The sequence below is a fragment of the Brevibacillus sp. genome, assembly GCF_003521185.1.
GTDB lineage: Bacteria > Bacillota > Bacilli > Brevibacillales > Brevibacillaceae > Brevibacillus > Brevibacillus parabrevis.
Genome location: NZ_DOTK01000077.1, coordinates 1 through 15547, shown reverse-complemented (window position 1 = coordinate 15547; position 15547 = coordinate 1). Strand labels below are relative to the sequence as shown.

At 53.2% G+C, this 15547-nt stretch carries 15 protein-coding genes; 13 read left to right on the top strand and 2 right to left on the bottom strand.

The annotated features are described in order from the left end of the window. Positions 1-11: 11 nt before the first annotated feature. From tsaE to DEP07_RS22455, 5 genes are all read left to right on the top strand, one after another. The gene (tsaE, locus tag DEP07_RS22475; RefSeq protein WP_122966568.1) at positions 12-482 is read left to right on the top strand and encodes a tRNA (adenosine(37)-N6)-threonylcarbamoyltransferase complex ATPase subunit type 1 TsaE; all 471 of its coding nucleotides are present in this window, start codon (positions 12-14) and stop codon (positions 480-482) included. After that, complete coding sequence (tsaB, locus tag DEP07_RS22470) at positions 463-1185, top strand: tRNA (adenosine(37)-N6)-threonylcarbamoyltransferase complex dimerization subunit type 1 TsaB (RefSeq protein ID WP_122966567.1); 723 nt, start codon at positions 463-465, stop codon at positions 1183-1185. The genes tsaE and tsaB overlap by 20 nt, the downstream gene beginning before the upstream one ends. 4 nt (positions 1186-1189) lie before the next feature. Further along, on the top strand, positions 1190-1645 hold the full coding sequence (rimI, locus tag DEP07_RS22465) for a ribosomal protein S18-alanine N-acetyltransferase (RefSeq protein ID WP_122966566.1): 456 nt from the start codon (positions 1190-1192) through the stop codon (positions 1643-1645). Further along, positions 1645-2733: a tRNA (adenosine(37)-N6)-threonylcarbamoyltransferase complex transferase subunit TsaD gene (gene tsaD, locus DEP07_RS22460; protein WP_122966565.1), complete on the top strand. Its 1089-nt coding sequence runs from the start codon at positions 1645-1647 to the stop codon at positions 2731-2733. Before rimI ends, tsaD begins: the two co-directional genes overlap by 1 nt. Positions 2734-2972: 239 nt before the next feature. Continuing rightward, positions 2973-5207, top strand: coding sequence for a hypothetical protein (locus DEP07_RS22455; RefSeq protein WP_287103030.1), 2235 nt, complete (start codon positions 2973-2975; stop codon positions 5205-5207). An 18-nt stretch (positions 5208-5225) separates the two neighbouring features. Here DEP07_RS22455 and DEP07_RS22450 read toward each other — a convergent pair whose 3' ends face one another. Beyond that, the gene (locus tag DEP07_RS22450) at positions 5226-7160 is read right to left on the bottom strand and encodes an ABC-F family ATP-binding cassette domain-containing protein (RefSeq protein WP_122966563.1); all 1935 of its coding nucleotides are present in this window, start codon (positions 7158-7160) and stop codon (positions 5226-5228) included. 105 nt (positions 7161-7265) lie between these two features. Here DEP07_RS22450 and DEP07_RS22445 point away from each other — a divergent pair, with 105 nt between their 5' ends. From DEP07_RS22445 to DEP07_RS22420, 6 genes are all read left to right on the top strand, one after another. After that, complete coding sequence (locus tag DEP07_RS22445) at positions 7266-7844, top strand: 5-formyltetrahydrofolate cyclo-ligase (protein WP_173599856.1); 579 nt, start codon at positions 7266-7268, stop codon at positions 7842-7844. Positions 7845-7943: 99 nt separating this feature from the next. Next, the gene (locus tag DEP07_RS22440; RefSeq protein WP_122966561.1) at positions 7944-8459 is read left to right on the top strand and encodes a MogA/MoaB family molybdenum cofactor biosynthesis protein; all 516 of its coding nucleotides are present in this window, start codon (positions 7944-7946) and stop codon (positions 8457-8459) included. After that, positions 8453-9454, top strand: coding sequence for a molybdopterin-binding protein (locus tag DEP07_RS22435; protein WP_274874796.1), 1002 nt, complete (start codon positions 8453-8455; stop codon positions 9452-9454). The genes DEP07_RS22440 and DEP07_RS22435 overlap by 7 nt, the downstream gene beginning before the upstream one ends. Positions 9455-9495: 41 nt before the next feature. Continuing rightward, positions 9496-9855, top strand: coding sequence for a twin-arginine translocase TatA/TatE family subunit (gene tatA, locus DEP07_RS22430; RefSeq protein WP_063229477.1), 360 nt, complete (start codon positions 9496-9498; stop codon positions 9853-9855). An 18-nt stretch (positions 9856-9873) separates the two neighbouring features. Next, positions 9874-10650 carry a twin-arginine translocase subunit TatC gene (tatC, locus tag DEP07_RS22425; protein WP_173598110.1) on the top strand — a complete coding sequence of 259 codons (777 nt, stop codon included), beginning with the start codon at positions 9874-9876 and terminating at the stop codon, positions 10648-10650. Between the two features lie 129 nt (positions 10651-10779). Further along, positions 10780-11190 carry a hypothetical protein gene (locus DEP07_RS22420; protein ID WP_122966558.1) on the top strand — a complete coding sequence of 137 codons (411 nt, stop codon included), beginning with the start codon at positions 10780-10782 and terminating at the stop codon, positions 11188-11190. A gap of 7 nt (positions 11191-11197) precedes the next feature. Here DEP07_RS22420 and DEP07_RS22415 read toward each other — a convergent pair whose 3' ends face one another. Beyond that, a complete protein-coding gene (locus tag DEP07_RS22415) occupies positions 11198-12541 on the bottom strand; it encodes a CAP domain-containing protein (protein WP_173599854.1) in 1344 nt (447 codons plus the stop codon). A gap of 263 nt (positions 12542-12804) precedes the next feature. Here DEP07_RS22415 and groES point away from each other — a divergent pair, with 263 nt between their 5' ends. Together groES and groL are read left to right on the top strand one after the other, a co-directional pair. Next, complete coding sequence (gene groES, locus DEP07_RS22410) at positions 12805-13089, top strand: co-chaperone GroES (protein WP_007721023.1); 285 nt, start codon at positions 12805-12807, stop codon at positions 13087-13089. Between the two features lie 55 nt (positions 13090-13144). Next, positions 13145-14776 carry a chaperonin GroEL gene (gene groL, locus DEP07_RS22405; RefSeq protein WP_063229481.1) on the top strand — a complete coding sequence of 544 codons (1632 nt, stop codon included), beginning with the start codon at positions 13145-13147 and terminating at the stop codon, positions 14774-14776. Positions 14777-15547: the final 771 nt, after the last annotated feature.

Genomic DNA, 15547 nt, shown 5'->3' with positions numbered 1-15547 from the left:
GAGTGGATAAAATGGGCTATATCTGGAAGCTTGCAGGCGCGCAGGAAACGCAGCGTTTTGCAGAGCAACTGGCACAGTGTCTGGCCCCGAGTGACTTTTTGGCGCTGGAAGGCGATCTGGGGGCCGGAAAGACGACGTTTACCCAAGGGCTTGCACGAGGGCTTGGCGTTCGCCAAGTAGTGAACAGTCCGACGTTTACGATCATAAAAGAATATCAGGGGCGCTTGCCGCTTTATCATATGGACGTCTACCGGGTAGGGGATGATCCTGATTCGCTTGGGCTGGACGATTACTTTTTTGGCGAGGGAGTCTGTGTCGTCGAGTGGGCCTCCTTGCTTGAGGATTACTTGCCGGCGGATCGGCTGACGGTTTTCCTGCGAACATCTGGCGAGGATGAGCGAAGCATCGAGCTGTGTCCCAAGGGAGAGCGTTACGTGAAATTGTGTGAGGAGTTTGATTTTGATGCGCGTACTGGCGATTGATACATCCAATCTGGTGTTAAGTGTAGCGGTGGTGGAGGAAGAACGCGTCCTTGCCGAAATGACGACGAATCAGCAAAAAAACCATTCGATTCGGCTGATGGACTGCGTAAGCGAGTTGCTGGATGCGACCGGAACCTCTCCTGAGCAGCTTGGCGGCTTTGGAGTAGCGAATGGACCAGGCTCCTATACGGGAGTGCGCATTGGAGTGGCTACGGCCAAAAGCATGGCATGGTCGTTGAACGTGCCAGTCATCGGCGTTTCCAGCCTGGAAGTAGTGGCTATGAATGCTTTGGGCTTTCCCGGGTTGATCGTACCGTTGTTCGACGCTCGCCGGGGACAGGTGTACACAGGCTGCTACCGCGCGAACGGTCTGGACGCGGTTGACGTGCAGGGGGATGAAAAAATCATCTTGCTCCAGGACTGGTTGCCCCAGCTCAGGGATATGGCTCAAGGACAGCCGATTCTTTTTCTGGGCGAAGATGTGCGGATTCACCGGGAAGCGATTGCACAAGAACTGGGAGAGCAGGCCCGCTTTGCGTCTCCCGCATCCAATCACCCTCGTGCCGCTCATATCGGATACGTGGCATTGCGTCGACTGCAGCAAGCGGGCAGTGCGCACGAGCTAGTGCCCGAGTATTTGCAACTGGCGGAAGCCGAAGCGAAGTGGCTTGCCCAAAAGCAGGCGGGGGCCGTAAAGGAGTAGAAGGATGAGCCAACCAATCGATTTGGAATATCGTTTCATGACGATGCAGGATGTCGGGGCTGTGGCTGAATTGGAGCGACTGTCGTTTTCCACTCCTTGGCCGCACGACGCATTCGTCAATGAGCTGACGAAGAACCCGAACGCCCGTTATGTCGTCGTTGTCCACCAGAACCGGATCGTCGCTTACTGCGGCATGTGGATCGTGCTCGACGAGGCCCATATTACCAATGTGGCCGTCCATCCATTGTTCCGCGGGAAAAAAATCGGGCTGGGTCTCATGATCAAAATGATGGGAGTCGCGAGGATGTTTGGCGCGAAAAGCATGACGCTGGAAGTCCGTCCATCCAACCTTGTGGCGCGGAACATGTACACCAAGCTCGGTTTTCGCGAGCATGGCGTGCGCAAAAGATACTATTCAGATAACAATGAGGACGCAATCATTATGTGGGTGACTTTGTAATGAACAAGACGACTACATCGCGCTACGAGATGCGCGTACGAGAAGCATATGAGGCGCATAAAAAGTCTGGCGCGCCCGTGTATATTTTAGGAATCGAGACTAGCTGCGACGAGACATCGGCATCTGTCGTGCGCGATGGCCGCGAGGTGCTGTCCAATGTCATCGCTTCACAAGCAGACATTCACAAACGCTTTGGTGGCGTGGTGCCGGAGGTCGCATCCCGCAGACATGTGGAGAACATTACGCTGACCATTGAGCAAGCTTTGGCTGAGGCAGACAAGAAGCTGGAGGACATTTCCGCCATTGCGGTAACGTATGGACCCGGTCTTGTAGGCGCCCTGCTGGTCGGGGTAGCGGCGGCAAAAGCCATTTCGCTGGCAAGGGGAATCCCGCTTATCGGTGTCCATCATATCGCAGGACATATTTACGCCAACCGGCTTGTCGAGGAGATGGACTTTCCGTTGATCGCTCTCGTTGTTTCCGGCGGTCATACGGAGCTTGTCTGGATGAAGGGGCACGGACAGTTTGAAATTTTGGGCGAGACGCGAGACGACGCTGCCGGAGAGGCGTATGACAAGGTAGCGCGGGCGCTGAACATGCCGTATCCGGGTGGACCGCACATTGACCGACTCGCGCATGAAGGGGAACCGAACGTCCCGTTGCCGCGTTCCTGGCTGGAACCGGACTCCTACGATTTCAGCTTTAGCGGTCTGAAATCAGCCGTGCTCAACACGTTGCACAACGCAGCGCAACGGGGAGAGACGATTGAACCCGCGAATTTGGCCGCGAGCTTCCAGGACTCGGTGACCGAAGTGCTGGTGGAAAAAACGATTCGCGCCGTCCGCGCTTGCCAGGCGAAGCAAGTGCTTTTGGCAGGCGGCGTAGCTGCGAACCGCGGCCTGCGGGAACGTTTGCAGGCACGTTGCGAGTCTGAGGGAATCCCGCTTGTCATCCCGCCTCTCTCGCTTTGCACGGACAACGCTGCCATGATCGCGGCAGCAGGCTATATCAAGTATGAAAAAGGGCAGTTTGCCGCTCTCGATCTGAACGGCGTCCCTGGTTTGTCGCTGAATGAAAACGAACAGTAAACGATTTAAAACGAAAAGTCCATTCCCGGGAATGGGCTTTTTTCGTCCCTCGTACTCCCAGAAATCGAGCTTTTTCGACATTATCCACAAGTTCAGGATAACTTTCCGGGTTGTTCTCACAGCCCCCTGTGAATACTGGTGATAACACGAGAAAATGACCGGGAAATTCACGTATAGCCTGTGGATTATTTTGTGGAATATGTGGATAAAAATTTCCGGTTATCAACAGGAGGAACCCGATGAAGTCCAAAATCGTGCTGCTCTTTTTGCTCATCCTGATATTGTTTGCGCATACAAATCCCGGAAAAACGCTGGCAGTTCAAGAAAAACCGCAAGTCATCCTGTTGTTTGTGGAAGGGATGTCTTTTGCCGATCTGGAAAAGCTCAAAAGCTTGCCGCTTGTGGATAAGTGGATCAGCCAAGCGGGGGCAGCAGCTCTTTCTTTGCGCACGCCAGGGCCGCGAACGGCTGCGAATGGCTACTTGCTGATGGGGAGCGGAGGACAGGCTCTGTACACAGAGCGAAGCGGCACAGCCTATCACTCTGCGGAAATTTTTTCGCCGCGCGAGACGGCAGGAGAGCGGATGCAGGAGTTGGGAGGCTATCGGGCGCACGACTTGGCGCGCTCAGCGATCCTTTTTCCCGGTATATTCCGTCTGCATGAGGACAACCGCGACAAGCCGTATACTTCCCGCCTTGGACTGTTGGGCACGACACTGGCAGCATACAAGATTCGGATCGCCTCCTACGGCAATGGAGACTTTGAGGAAACCAGGCAAAGGCAGGCTGTGCTTTTCGCCATGGATCAGGAAGGGAGAGTTCCTGCCGGAGACGTATCGGAAGCAAACTCGCTGTCTGTCAGAGGATACCCGTACGGAGTGAAAACGAATACGGCCTACTTGCTCGATCGGATTCGCGCAGACCGTTCATCCGGGTTGATTGCGGTACAGCTTTCTGATTTGTCCCGCCTGTATCAGCTGGGGCCGGACATGGAGCCGGGGCAGTTTGCGAGACAATATCAGCGCGTCCAGAACGATTTGGCGCAGTTTCTCGACCAGTTGCTTGCCGAGCGCAGAGCTAACCAGATGATCATGCTGGTATCGCCCGCCGTCAATTCCGTGGCGGCAAAAGACAAGGCGCTGCTCTCGCCGCTTTTGCTGTGGTCGGATCAGTCTTCCGGGCTGCTGACTTCTGCAACGACGCGCCAGAACGGTCTCGTGAGCGGGCTGGATGTGTTGCCGACAGTGCTGACCTGGCTGGACGTGCCTGTCCCTAAAGGGTTGACGGGTCATTCCATTTACCGGACAGAAGGCGACCTGTCGCAACTGCTCAGCCAAGTGGAACAGATTCATCATACGTACGCGACACGGCCGTCTGTCCTGTACACTTACGTGATGCTGCAAATTGTGACGGTAGGCTGCGCAGCGCTGCTGTGGATGTGGGGGAGAAGAAGAGAAGGAGTGGGGCTGTCGCGCGTGCGCAGAGGAGTTCGCCTGGCGCTTCTGGCGTTGCTCTGGTTCCCTGCGTTGCTTTTGCTGGAAGCGGCGCTGGATTGGAAGGTGCACGGCTCGCTGATACTGGGAGTGCTGATCATGGCTGCTCTGGCGATTGCCTTTTGGCAGGAGAATCAATCGCTCGCAAAAATAACGCTGGGTGTCAGTGCGGTCACGGTGACAGCTGTATGTCTCGACGGGTGGACGGGAGCAACGTTGATGCGGCAGTCTTTTCTCGGCTATGATCCGGTGATCGGGGCGCGGTTTTATGGATTGGGCAATGAATACGAGGGAGTGATCATCGGAGGAACGGTCATGCTTGTCGCTTCCTTGTACCAGCTGTATCGGGAGCGGACGAGAGTGCTCCCTGTGGCTGGCCTGGCACTGCCCGGCGGTTCCTTGCTCGTCTGTGCGGTTGTGCTCTACTACATGGTCGCGCCGAACCTGGGGACAGATGCGGGCGGCTTTCTGGCAGGCTTGATCGGGCTTTTTGTCGCGTTTGCCCGGCTGCATAACCTGCGAATCGGCAAAAAAGGCCTCCTGCTGTTAACAGGCGGCCTCGTTCTCGGGGTAATCGGGTTGATGGCGACGAGTCTGTTGTCCGACCAGCCGCTCACCCATGTAGGGAGAGTCTCGCAGCAAATACTCGCAGGTGAATGGGGCGAGGTCGGACAGATGATCGAGCGAAAGCTGGCGATGAACGTGCGGCTGATTCGCGTCTCGATCTGGAGCAAAGTCTTTGCCGTCTCGCTCATTGCACTGGGCGTGCTCTCTTTGAAAAATGACCGCTTTCTCCGGCATCTGGCGCAAGACACGCCCTATTTGGTAAAAGGCTTCGCCGGAGTCATCGCCGGATCGCTCGCAGGTCTTGCGCTGAACGACTCCGGGATCGTGACGGCTGCGACCTGCATTTCGTTTCTGATCGTTCCCGCGCTTTACGCGGCTTTGGAGGAGCCTGAGCAAAAGCGCTGCTCCACGTAGACAGAGCGTCTGCCTCGCTTATTCCTCGGACAGCGAGCTCCATTCATCATATAGCTGCTCCAGCTCCTGTTTGGCGGCCTGGATCAGATCGTTGCGCTCTTTGGCCTGCATATGATCGCTGTAGATTTCCGGGAGGCACAGTTCTTCCTCCCACTTGACGATATCGGCTTCCCGCTTTTGGATCGTTGCCTCGATCTCTTCCAGACGGCGCTGGCGCTGACGCTCGCGCCGTTTTGCTTCTTTGTCCAGCTCGTAGGACGATTTTTCCGCCTGGGCGGCTGTAGTCGTTCCCTGCTTTTTCGCTGGCTGCGCGGCTTGCTCGGCGGCCAGCTCCTCCAGTTCCTGCTTCTTTTCCACGTAGTAGTCGTAGTTGCCCAGATAGCTTGTCACGCCATTGCCTGTCAGCTCCAGCACGCGGCTGGCGATTTTGTTCAGGAAGTAGCGGTCATGGGAGACGAACAAAATAGTGCCCGGATAGTCGTAGAGCGCGTTTTCCAGCACTTCTTTGCTGAAAATGTCCAGATGGTTCGTCGGCTCGTCGAAAATGAGGAAGTTGGCTTGCTTCAGCATCAGTTTGGCCAGGGAGACACGCGCGCGCTCGCCGCCTGACAGATCGCTGATTTTCTTTTGGACATCGTCGCCGCTGAACAAGAAATTGCCGAGCAGCGTCCGCACGTCTTTTTCCAGCATGTTCGGATACTCGTCCCAGATTTCCCCCAGCACAGTGTTGCGCTCGTTCAGGTTGCGGTGTTCCTGGTCGTAGTAGCCGATTGTGACGTTGCTTCCGAAGTGTACGTCTCCGGCAAGAGCTTGCAACTGTCCGACAATCGTTTTCAGCAAAGTAGATTTGCCGATCCCGTTTGGCCCGACCAGTGCGACGCGTTCCTCGCGCTCGATTTCAAAAGTCAAGCCGCGGGAGAGAACGGCATCCGGGTAGCCGACAGACAGGTTGCTCGCTTTCATGACGATGGTTCCGCTCATTTTGGCTACTTCAAAGGAAAAATTCACCGACTTGTTGTTCATGATTGGCTTGTCCAGACGGTCCATTTTCTCCAATGTTTTGCGTCTGCTCTGCGCCCGTTTGGTTGTCGTGGCGCGAGCGATGTTGCGGGCGATGAAATCTTCCAGCTTGGCGATTTCCTCCTGCTGCTTCTCGAACCGCTTCAAATCCTGCTCCAGCCGGGCAGCCTTTTCATCGAGGAAGCGGCTGTAGTTGCCGACATAGCGCGTAGCGCGAGTCCGTTCGATTTCGTAGACGACAGTCACCAGCTTGTCGAGGAAGTAGCGGTCATGGGATACGACCAGGATCGCTCCCTGATAGTTTTGCAAGTACGTTTCCAGCCAGGTGAGCGTCTCGATATCGAGGTAGTTGGTCGGCTCGTCCAATAGCAAAATCGTCGGAGATTGCAGCAGCAGCTTGGCAAGCGCCAGCCGCGTTTTCTGCCCGCCGCTCAATGTCTTGATCGGAGTCTGGTAGTCCATGTCCGCGAAGCGCAAGCCGTGCAGGACGCCGCGAATGGCCCCTTCGTAGCTGTAACCGCCTTTTTCCTTGAAAGCTTCCGAGCGCAGCGAGTAGTTCTCCAAAATTTGCTGGTATCGTTTTTCATCTGCCAGCACGGCCGGGTCGCCCATTTTGGCTTCCAGCTCGCGCAATTCTTTTTCCTCCGCCCGCAAGTGGTCGAACACGCTCAGCAGCTCATCCCAAATACATCGTTCCGATTCGAGGCCGCCATTTTGGGCCAGGTAACCGACCGTTACGTCTTTCGGGATGCGAACCAGCCCGCTGTCATAGCTCAACTCGCCCGCAAGTATTTTCATCAGGGTAGATTTGCCCGCGCCGTTTACGCCGACCAGTCCGACCCGTTCTCCTGTTTGTATTTGCAGAGAGATGTCCTGTAGAATGGTTTCGATGCCATACGTTTTTTCTATATGTTCAGCCTGTAGCAAAATCATCTGATTCACCTCTTTATATAGTAATGCAAGTGTAGCCTAGAGAGAGCGCACGGGACAAGCCTTCAGGACGCGGTCCTTGTGCGAAAGGAGAGGGGACAAGCCGCCATGGACCAAAAAACGAATAAAAAGCAGCTGCGAAGCCATATTTTGGAGAGGCGAAAAGCGCTTCCGGCAAGTGAGCGAGAGCAGTATTCTGCGCACATATGCCGTCACCTTCTGGAGAATGAGCGGATTGCCAGTGCCAGGGCGATTTTTGCCTTTCATCCGTTTGGCGACGAAGTAGACATCTTGCCTTTCATTCGGGAAGCGATGAACAGAGGCCAGGAAGTTTGGCTGCCGCTTGCTTTGATCGAGCAGCGCCGATTAATCCCTTACCGATTTACCGGAGAACACATGTTGAAGCAGGGCGTGTACGGAATTATGGAGCCGGACCCGGAAAAGGCAGAGGAAGCGGATGTGTCACTGTTGGAGGCCGTAGTTGTGCCAGGTGTCGCTTTTGACAGGCATGGCGGCAGAATGGGCTACGGCGGCGGGTTTTACGATCGCTTTTTGGCTGGACTGGACAGACTGCCGTTTTTAGTAGGGGTTGGCTTCTCCATGCAGGTCGTGGAGCATGTCCCGCTGGAGCCTCACGACATCCGGCTTGACGGGATTGTAACGGAAAAAGGCTATTTTCAATCGTGAAGGTTTTGTGTCAGGCGCTTCCTTTTTCGCGCTATTCTCTCTACACTATGGACAAAAAAGTGTACAATATGAACGAATGAGAAAACGGAGGAATGAACTGTGGGTAAATGGAAGGTAGGCGTTATCTCGGCGAGTGATTCGATTGCCAGAGGAGATCGGGCAGATGATCGGATTCCCATCATCCGCAATCTGACAAGGGATTGGCTGGACGTAGATGTTGCTGTCTACCGTGCCGTTACTGATGATATGGAAGACTTGCAGGAGCATATGATTGAGCTGGTGGATCGTGAAAAATGCGACCTGCTGATCGTCACTGGCGGGACAGGGCTCAGCCCGCGCGATGTTACGCCGGAAGTGACAGAATGGGTCATCGACCGGCCTGTACCGGGGCTGGCGGAAGAAATGCGCCGTGCCGGCTTGCAGCAATCCCGCCGTGCGATGCTGACGCGCGCTGTTGCGGGTACGCGCGGCAACTCGCTCATCATTAACCTCCCTGGAAACCCTAAAGGGGTCGAAATCTGTTTTAATGCGATCGGCGACATGCTCGCGGACGCTTTGCACATTTTGCAAGGAACAGGGGAAGCCAACGAAGATTGGGGAGGATTGGGTTGGTAGAAAAACCGAAAATGCGGGAAGTTCCAGTGCGGGAAGCCATCGGCATGATGCTGCCGCACGACATGACGCAAATTTTGCCTGGCGAGTTTAAAGGCCGCCTGTTTAAAAAAGGACATGTCGTGACCGAAGCGGATATTGAGCCGCTTTTGTCCATCGGCAAGGAGCACATTTACGTGCTGGAAATGCCTGAGGGCTTCATTCATGAAGAAGAGGCAGGCATTCGGATTGCCAAGGCCGTATCCGGGCAAGGCTTGACGCTGACGCCGCCGTACGAGGGCAAAGTATCGATGAAAGCATCGCGGACTGGCCTTGCCAAGATCAACGAAGAAGCGGTGCATGCCTTGAACACGCTGGAGGGAATTGCCTTTTCCACCATGTACGGTGATCAAATCGTGCATCCGGGGCATACTTTGGCTGCCACGAGAATTATTCCCCTGATCATCGAGGAGGCGCGCATCATTGAACTGGAACAGTTGGTCAAGCAGTTTGACGGCCCGATTATTCAGGTGAAGTCGTTTGAGGAGAAGCGAGTCGGTCTCGTTACGACCGGAGGGGAAGTATTTTCCGGCAGAATTGCGGACAAGTTCGGCCCGGTGATTCGGAACAAAGTGGAAGCGCTCGGCTCTACTGTTGTGGACCAACGTTTTGCTCCTGACGACAAGGAAGCGATTGAACAGCAAATTCACTCGTTCCTCGACGAAGGCGTCGATCTGGTGCTCGTCACGGGCGGTATGTCCGTCGATCCGGATGACAGGACGCCGGGAGCGATCGCAGGTGTAGGAGCGGAAGTGGTTCGATACGGAACGCCGATGCTGCCTGGCTCCATGCTGATGGTTGCCTATAAAGGGGAAGTTCCGATTCTCGGCCTTCCTGGAGCTGTGATGCATGAGCCGTTCACTTCATTTGATGTGTTTTTGCCGCGGATTCTTGCAGGAGAACGAATTGTTGCTTCTGACATGACGAGACTCGGTTATGGCGGTTTACGGAAGTGTTAGCTGGTTAGACTGGCAAATAACAGGAAAAAGGAGTGAAGAAAATGAGTTCGATTGGGATTCCTGGATTGATTCTGATTCTCGTGTTGGCGTTGGTGCTGTTCGGCCCGAAAAAACTCCCGGAGCTTGGACGCGCCGTGGGACACACGCTGAAAGAGTTTAAAAACGCTACGCGCAGTTTGACTAGCGATGACGATGAGGACGACGAAGCGAAGAAAAAGGAGCTGGCTGCCAAAGAAGCTCCGGCGAAAGCGGCAGTCGTGACCGAGAAGGACGCTTTTGATCGTGAAAAAATCGAGCGTGAAGTTCGCGAACGTCTGGAGCGCGAGCGCTTGGAAAAGGAAATTCGTGAAAAGCTGGAATTGGAACGCCTTCAGATGGAGAAAGAGCAGCAGAAGGCATAATCAGGTAAGGTGGTTGCCATGAGAGATCGTGAAATGACAGTGGTTGAACACCTGACGGAGTTGCGCAGGCGCATCATATGGGTGCTGGCGGTGTTTGTCGTCGCGCTGATAGCCGGTTTTTACTTTGCCGGTCCGTTGATTGAATACTTGAAGCAAGAGCCGATTGCCGATGGAGTGCCGATTATTTCCCTGCATCCATCCGATGCTCTTCGCGTGTACATGCAGTTTGCCTTTTTGATTGGTGCGGTGGCGGCGCTGCCTGTCGCCTTGTTCCATCTTTGGCGCTTCGTTTCGCCAGGTTTGGAGGAACGTGAGCGACGCGGTTCGCTTTACTTTATTCCGGCGGCCTGTTTGCTTTTTATCGTAGGCATTTTGTTTGGTTATTACGTCGTATTTCCGATGATCATGCAGTTCATGACCGGCATGACTGCGACGATCGGGGCTGACCCCAATTACGGAATCGCCGAGTATTTTGGCTTCCTGTTCAACATGGTCATCCCGTTCGGCATTTTGTTCCAACTGCCGATCATCGTGATGTTCCTCACCCGTCTGCGCATCCTCAACCCGATGAGGTTGGCAAAAGTAAGGCGGTTCGCCTATTTCGGACTGGCTGTAGTCGGGATTACGCTGACGCCACCTGAGATTGTCAGCGACATCATGGTGACGATTCCGCTTTTGCTGCTGTACGAGATGAGCATTTGGCTGTCGCGCATCGTGTACCGCAAGCAGCTGCGCGAAGAAGCCGAGTGGGAAAAAGAATACGGCAGCTACGAAACGGACGAGCTGGTACGATAACTTATACGAAAGAAGACCCGTGCTATGGAATGGATAGCAGCGGGTCTTTTTTATTGCCAAGCGGTTGGCATGACTTTGCAAACAGGTGGGAGATACTAGAAAAGTTAATAAGGGAGGTGCTTGCAAACCATGTGGCTGATTTTATGTTTGACTCTGTTCTTTTCGTCCGGTTCCGCAGTTGGTGCAGAGCAGGTAGAGTTGTTCGATTCCGACAAGCAGCAGGTTGTCGCCACGTTTGCCAATTCAGACGTGTTTCAAAAAGAAGCGGAGCAGCTGCTTGCGACAGTGAGTGGGCGAGTGCAGGAACTGAACCCGTCTTTGGACCATGTGATGATTGTGAAAATACCGTTGGCTCCTCCCAAGCGGTTGAAGCTTGCCTCGGCTAGTTTGGATACCGACATTGCCGAGATGTTCGTCATCATGCCCAAAAAAGGCGGAAGACGTCCCTGGCTGATTTTGCACACGAAAGAGTACGAGACGGTCGTGGTCGAGTTTACAGGCGCGGTGGATCAGTTGCGGGCGAACGTTCAATTGCGCTGAGGAAGGATCACTTGTTGGGAGTAAGGAACGCTTGGGTGAAATAATCAGTGATGACCCCGACACCTAGCTGGGTGAAGTCCTTTTCCAGGATGTTTTTCCTGTGCCCGGGACTGTTCATCCAGCTTTCGTGCGCTTCAATGGCGTCGGGGTAACCTGCCGCAATATTTTCCCCCGCCATGCTGTAGGTGATATTCGCTTGCTTCAGACGGTCAAAAGGACTGCTTCCGGTCGTCGGGGAGATGTGGTCGAAGTAATCGTTTGTTTCCATGTCTAGGCTGTGCCCTCTGGCAACCTGGGCAGCTTCCTCGTTCCATTGCAGGGGAGGCAGCTTGTAGCGGTAGCGGGTGACGTTGACGAGATCGATGGTCTGCCGTTCGTTGGCGAGGTTGACTTGTTCCCGTTGGCCTACATTCAGGACTGGAGGATCGAAGTCAGGCGCTTGCCCTTGGTAGGACCATTTCGTCTCGTAAAATCCGCCGCGCAAAAGCATTTGCGTGTCGATCATGCGCAACCCGGTCACTTTGTTGCCATTTTGCTTGTCCAAATAAAAAATGTGCGGGACTCCGTCTTTCATGACGAGCGGGCGCTGCTGCTTTTGATTGGTGATCTGGATGTTCGCTCCCATATAGGAAAAGGTGATTGTATTTTGCAGAGGGTACTGGCGCTCCAATGCTTGCAGGCTGCTGCCCACGCCGATGTTGCCGAGTGCTGCATCCGGGGCGAGAGAGTAGAGATCGACGACTTTGCCGCTTGCGATGCCCACCTGCACGAACTTGGCCGGATCGCGATTGTACACCCACCATTCATAGCCGAGACTGCTCGGGTCTTTGCGAGCCGGTTCGCCCAACAGCTTTTTGACCTCATCGGAGGACATGCCGATTGTCATGCCAAAAAGCGTAGCAGATGATTTCATTGAAGCATCTCCCGAATCGGCCGTTTTTGCCGGAGCGTTTTGAGCTGGCGCGGTAGCGGGTATGGCGTCCTCCGCTTTGGGAGACGATGGAGCAGGGGAGCCGCTGACTTCTGACGACAGCTCGGTCGGGACTGTCGGAGGCTGACCAACCCAGGCAAAATGCGAGGATTCGTCCCAGCCGACAGGTTTGTTGAGATGCCGCCCGATCATGGAAAGAGGGACGTAAAGCGTTCCGCGATATTCCAGGGAAGCGGGCAACTCCTGGCCTCTCTCTACATAATACCCTTGCGCATTGCCTGTGGCGATTTTGCGTCCGTCCCAGTAGATGTCGGCAGGGTAGATATTTACCCGTATAAAGGAAGTGGTGTCCGATGAGAACAAACGGCTGATCCCCAGCACACCGAGGGCAATCAAGCCGATCCAGAGCCATTTTTGCATGGAACATTTCCCTCCTTGGCAGGCTTGTCTGATCGTATGTTTGATTTATATGAGACAGACTGATTGCTAGAACCGTCTGCTAGAAAAAGTCATCTAGTAGAAGAACGGCAAATCGAGACGAGCGGTTGGGAAAAAATGAGGGAAACTACTTGCAAAGTACATAGCGATTCATTATTATAGGAATTGGGTGTTAGCACTCAACTGTTATGAGTGCTAACAACAGAAACTTTGTTTACCTACATTTTTTGAGGAGGGTGTTTTTAGTGCTTAAGCCATTGGGTGACCGTGTGGTAATCGAAGCTATCTCCAAAGACGAAACGACTGCAAGCGGTATCGTTTTGCCTGATTCTGCAAAGGAAAAACCGCAAGAAGGCCGAGTAATCGCAGTTGGTTCTGGCCGTGTTGCTGACAACGGCGAGCGCATCGCTCTGGAAGTAAAAGAAGGCGATAAAGTAATCTTCTCCAAATACGCTGGTACTGAAGTTAAGGTAGACAATAAAGAATACCTCGTGCTGCGCGAATCCGATATCCTCGCGATCATCGGTTAAGGCTCTTGACATAGGAAGTCGAACGACAAAACACATATCAGGAGGTAGAGATTAGATGGCAAAACAAGTCAAATTCTCTGAAGACGCTCGCCGCTCCATGCTCCGCGGTGTGGAAACTTTGGCAAATGCGGTTAAAGTAACCCTCGGTCCAAAAGGCCGTAACGTGGTTCTGGAGAAAAAATTCGGTTCTCCACTCATTACAAACGACGGCGTAACCATCGCGAAAGAAATCGAGCTGGAAGACGCTTACGAAAACATGGGTGCGCAACTGGTTAAAGAAGTTGCTACCAAAACAAACGACATCGCGGGTGACGGTACAACCACTGCAACTGTTCTGGCTGCAGCTATGATCCGTGAAGGTTTGAAAAACGTAACAGCTGGCGCTAACCCGATGGTAATCCGTCGCGGTATGGAAAAAGCTGTTCGCGCTGCTGTGGAAGAAATCAAATCCATCGCGAAACCAGTTGAAAACAAATCTTCTATCGCACAAGTAGCTGCGATTTCCGCTGACGATCAAGAAGTTGGTAACCTGATCGCTGAAGCTATGGAAAAAGTGGGTAAAGACGGCGTAATCACCGTTGAAGAATCCAAAGGTTTCGTAACGGAACTGGAAGTAGTAGAAGGTATGCAATTTGACCGCGGCTACGCTTCCCCTTACATGATCACTGACACTGACAAGATGGAAGCGGTTCTGAACAACCCTTACATCCTGATCACTGACAAAAAAATCTCCAACATCCAGGAAGTTCTGCCTGTACTGGAGCAAGTAGTACAAAGCGGCAAACCACTCCTGATCATCGCTGAAGATGTGGAAGGCGAAGCGCTGGCTACTCTCGTAGTGAACAAACTGCGTGGTACCTTCACAGCTGTAGCGGTAAAAGCTCCTGGCTTCGGCGATCGCCGCAAAGCTATGCTGCAAGACATCGCTGCTTTGACTGGTGGCGAAGTGATTACAGAAGAGCTCGGTCTGGATCTGAAATCCACCAAGCTGGAGCAACTGGGCCGCGCTGGCAAAATCGTGGTTACCAAAGAAAACACAACTGTTGTTGAAGGTGCTGGCGACAAGGCAGCTATCGAAAGCCGCGTAGCGCAAATCCGTCAACAAATCGAAGATACTACTTCCGATTTCGATCGCGAAAAACTGCAAGAGCGTCTGGCTAAACTGGCTGGCGGCGTAGCAGTTATCAAAGTCGGTGCAGCTACTGAAACCGAATTGAAAGAGAAAAAACTCCGCATCGAGGACGCTCTGAACTCTACTCGCGCAGCAGTAGAAGAAGGTATCGTACCTGGCGGTGGTACTACTCTGATCAACGCAATCAAAGCGGTTGAAGCGATCAAAGTAGACGGCGAAGAGGCTGTAGGTGTACAAATCGTACTCCGTTCCCTGGAAGAGCCAGTTCGTCAAATCGCTGCGAACGCAGGGCTGGAAGGTTCTGTAATCGTAGAGCGTCTGAAAAAAGAAGCAGTTGGCATTGGTTTCAACGCAGCGAGCGAAGAGTATGTGAACATGCTCGAAGCTGGTATCGTTGACGCAGCGAAAGTAACTCGCTCCGCACTGTCCAACGCTGCATCTGTAGCGGCTATGTTCCTGACTACAGAAGCAGTAATTGCTGACAAACCAGAAGAAAACAAAGCTCCTATGGGCATGCCAGATATGGGTGGCATGGGCGGTATGGGCATGATGTAAGAAAGCGGCTCGCCGTTTTCTGCAAGAAGAGGCAGACATATGTCTGTCTCTTTTTTTATTGGAAAGGCTCTCTTTGCTCGTGTCGGCAACTGTTGTTCCGCTTCTTGCCGGAGTGTTGCGATATAACTGTTTGCGCTGAAAGCATACATTTGCGGTGATGCTTCATCTGTCTGTTGCTGCTCGCTCGGTGCTGTGGCGAGCTTGAATAGCGAGTCGCCTGTAAAAAGGCATTATGTATTGCACCCCGGTTCATCTGCTGAAGCAAGGAGAGCTTGTGAAGCTTTTGAGGGGGAGAAGCCAGAGTATGACTTCTATGCGTTTTAAGGCCCTTGTGATGGCTGCTAGGGGGTTACGGAAGAATATCACTCATAGCTGTACGGGCACTTAGTAGCCCAATTAGAAGACATTTCAGCTGTTGTCTGGTCGAGTGCAGGTGCGGGAGCAATCTTCTATAGATCAGCCATTGCAAATGCAAGAACGATTGGAACCGTTTCTATCTTCTGCTGTAGCCGTTTTGCGGAGAAGCTGCGCATGGTTTTCCGCAGTGGATTTATGGGTTAAAATTCCAGAGATTTTATACTTGCGTTTTAATCGTGAACTTGATAAGATAACTCTTGTCGCTTTTGAAAGGGTTTTTAAACAGAGTGAAAAAAACACGAACTTCTAAAAATAACCCTTGATTTTAAAAAGAAGACATGATATAGTTTAAAAGGTCGGCACCACGAGGTGCTGATAACAAAAAGAAGAACAAAATGCTCTTTGAAAACTGAA

Coding starts and splice junctions, on each gene's coding strand:
- tsaE (WP_122966568.1), top strand. CDS start 12: ATGGGCTATATCTGGAAGCTTGCAGGCGCGCAGGAAACGCAGCGTTTT.
- tsaB (WP_122966567.1), top strand. CDS start 463: ATGCGCGTACTGGCGATTGATACATCCAATCTGGTGTTAAGTGTAGCG.
- rimI (WP_122966566.1), top strand. CDS start 1,190: ATGAGCCAACCAATCGATTTGGAATATCGTTTCATGACGATGCAGGAT.
- tsaD (WP_122966565.1), top strand. CDS start 1,645: ATGAACAAGACGACTACATCGCGCTACGAGATGCGCGTACGAGAAGCA.
- DEP07_RS22455 (WP_287103030.1), top strand. CDS start 2,973: ATGAAGTCCAAAATCGTGCTGCTCTTTTTGCTCATCCTGATATTGTTT.
- DEP07_RS22450 (WP_122966563.1), bottom strand. CDS start 7,160: ATGATTTTGCTACAGGCTGAACATATAGAAAAAACGTATGGCATCGAA.
- DEP07_RS22445 (WP_173599856.1), top strand. CDS start 7,266: ATGGACCAAAAAACGAATAAAAAGCAGCTGCGAAGCCATATTTTGGAG.
- tatA (WP_063229477.1), top strand. CDS start 9,496: ATGAGTTCGATTGGGATTCCTGGATTGATTCTGATTCTCGTGTTGGCG.
- tatC (WP_173598110.1), top strand. CDS start 9,874: ATGAGAGATCGTGAAATGACAGTGGTTGAACACCTGACGGAGTTGCGC.
- DEP07_RS22420 (WP_122966558.1), top strand. CDS start 10,780: ATGTGGCTGATTTTATGTTTGACTCTGTTCTTTTCGTCCGGTTCCGCA.
- DEP07_RS22415 (WP_173599854.1), bottom strand. CDS start 12,541: ATGCAAAAATGGCTCTGGATCGGCTTGATTGCCCTCGGTGTGCTGGGG.
- groL (WP_063229481.1), top strand. CDS start 13,145: ATGGCAAAACAAGTCAAATTCTCTGAAGACGCTCGCCGCTCCATGCTC.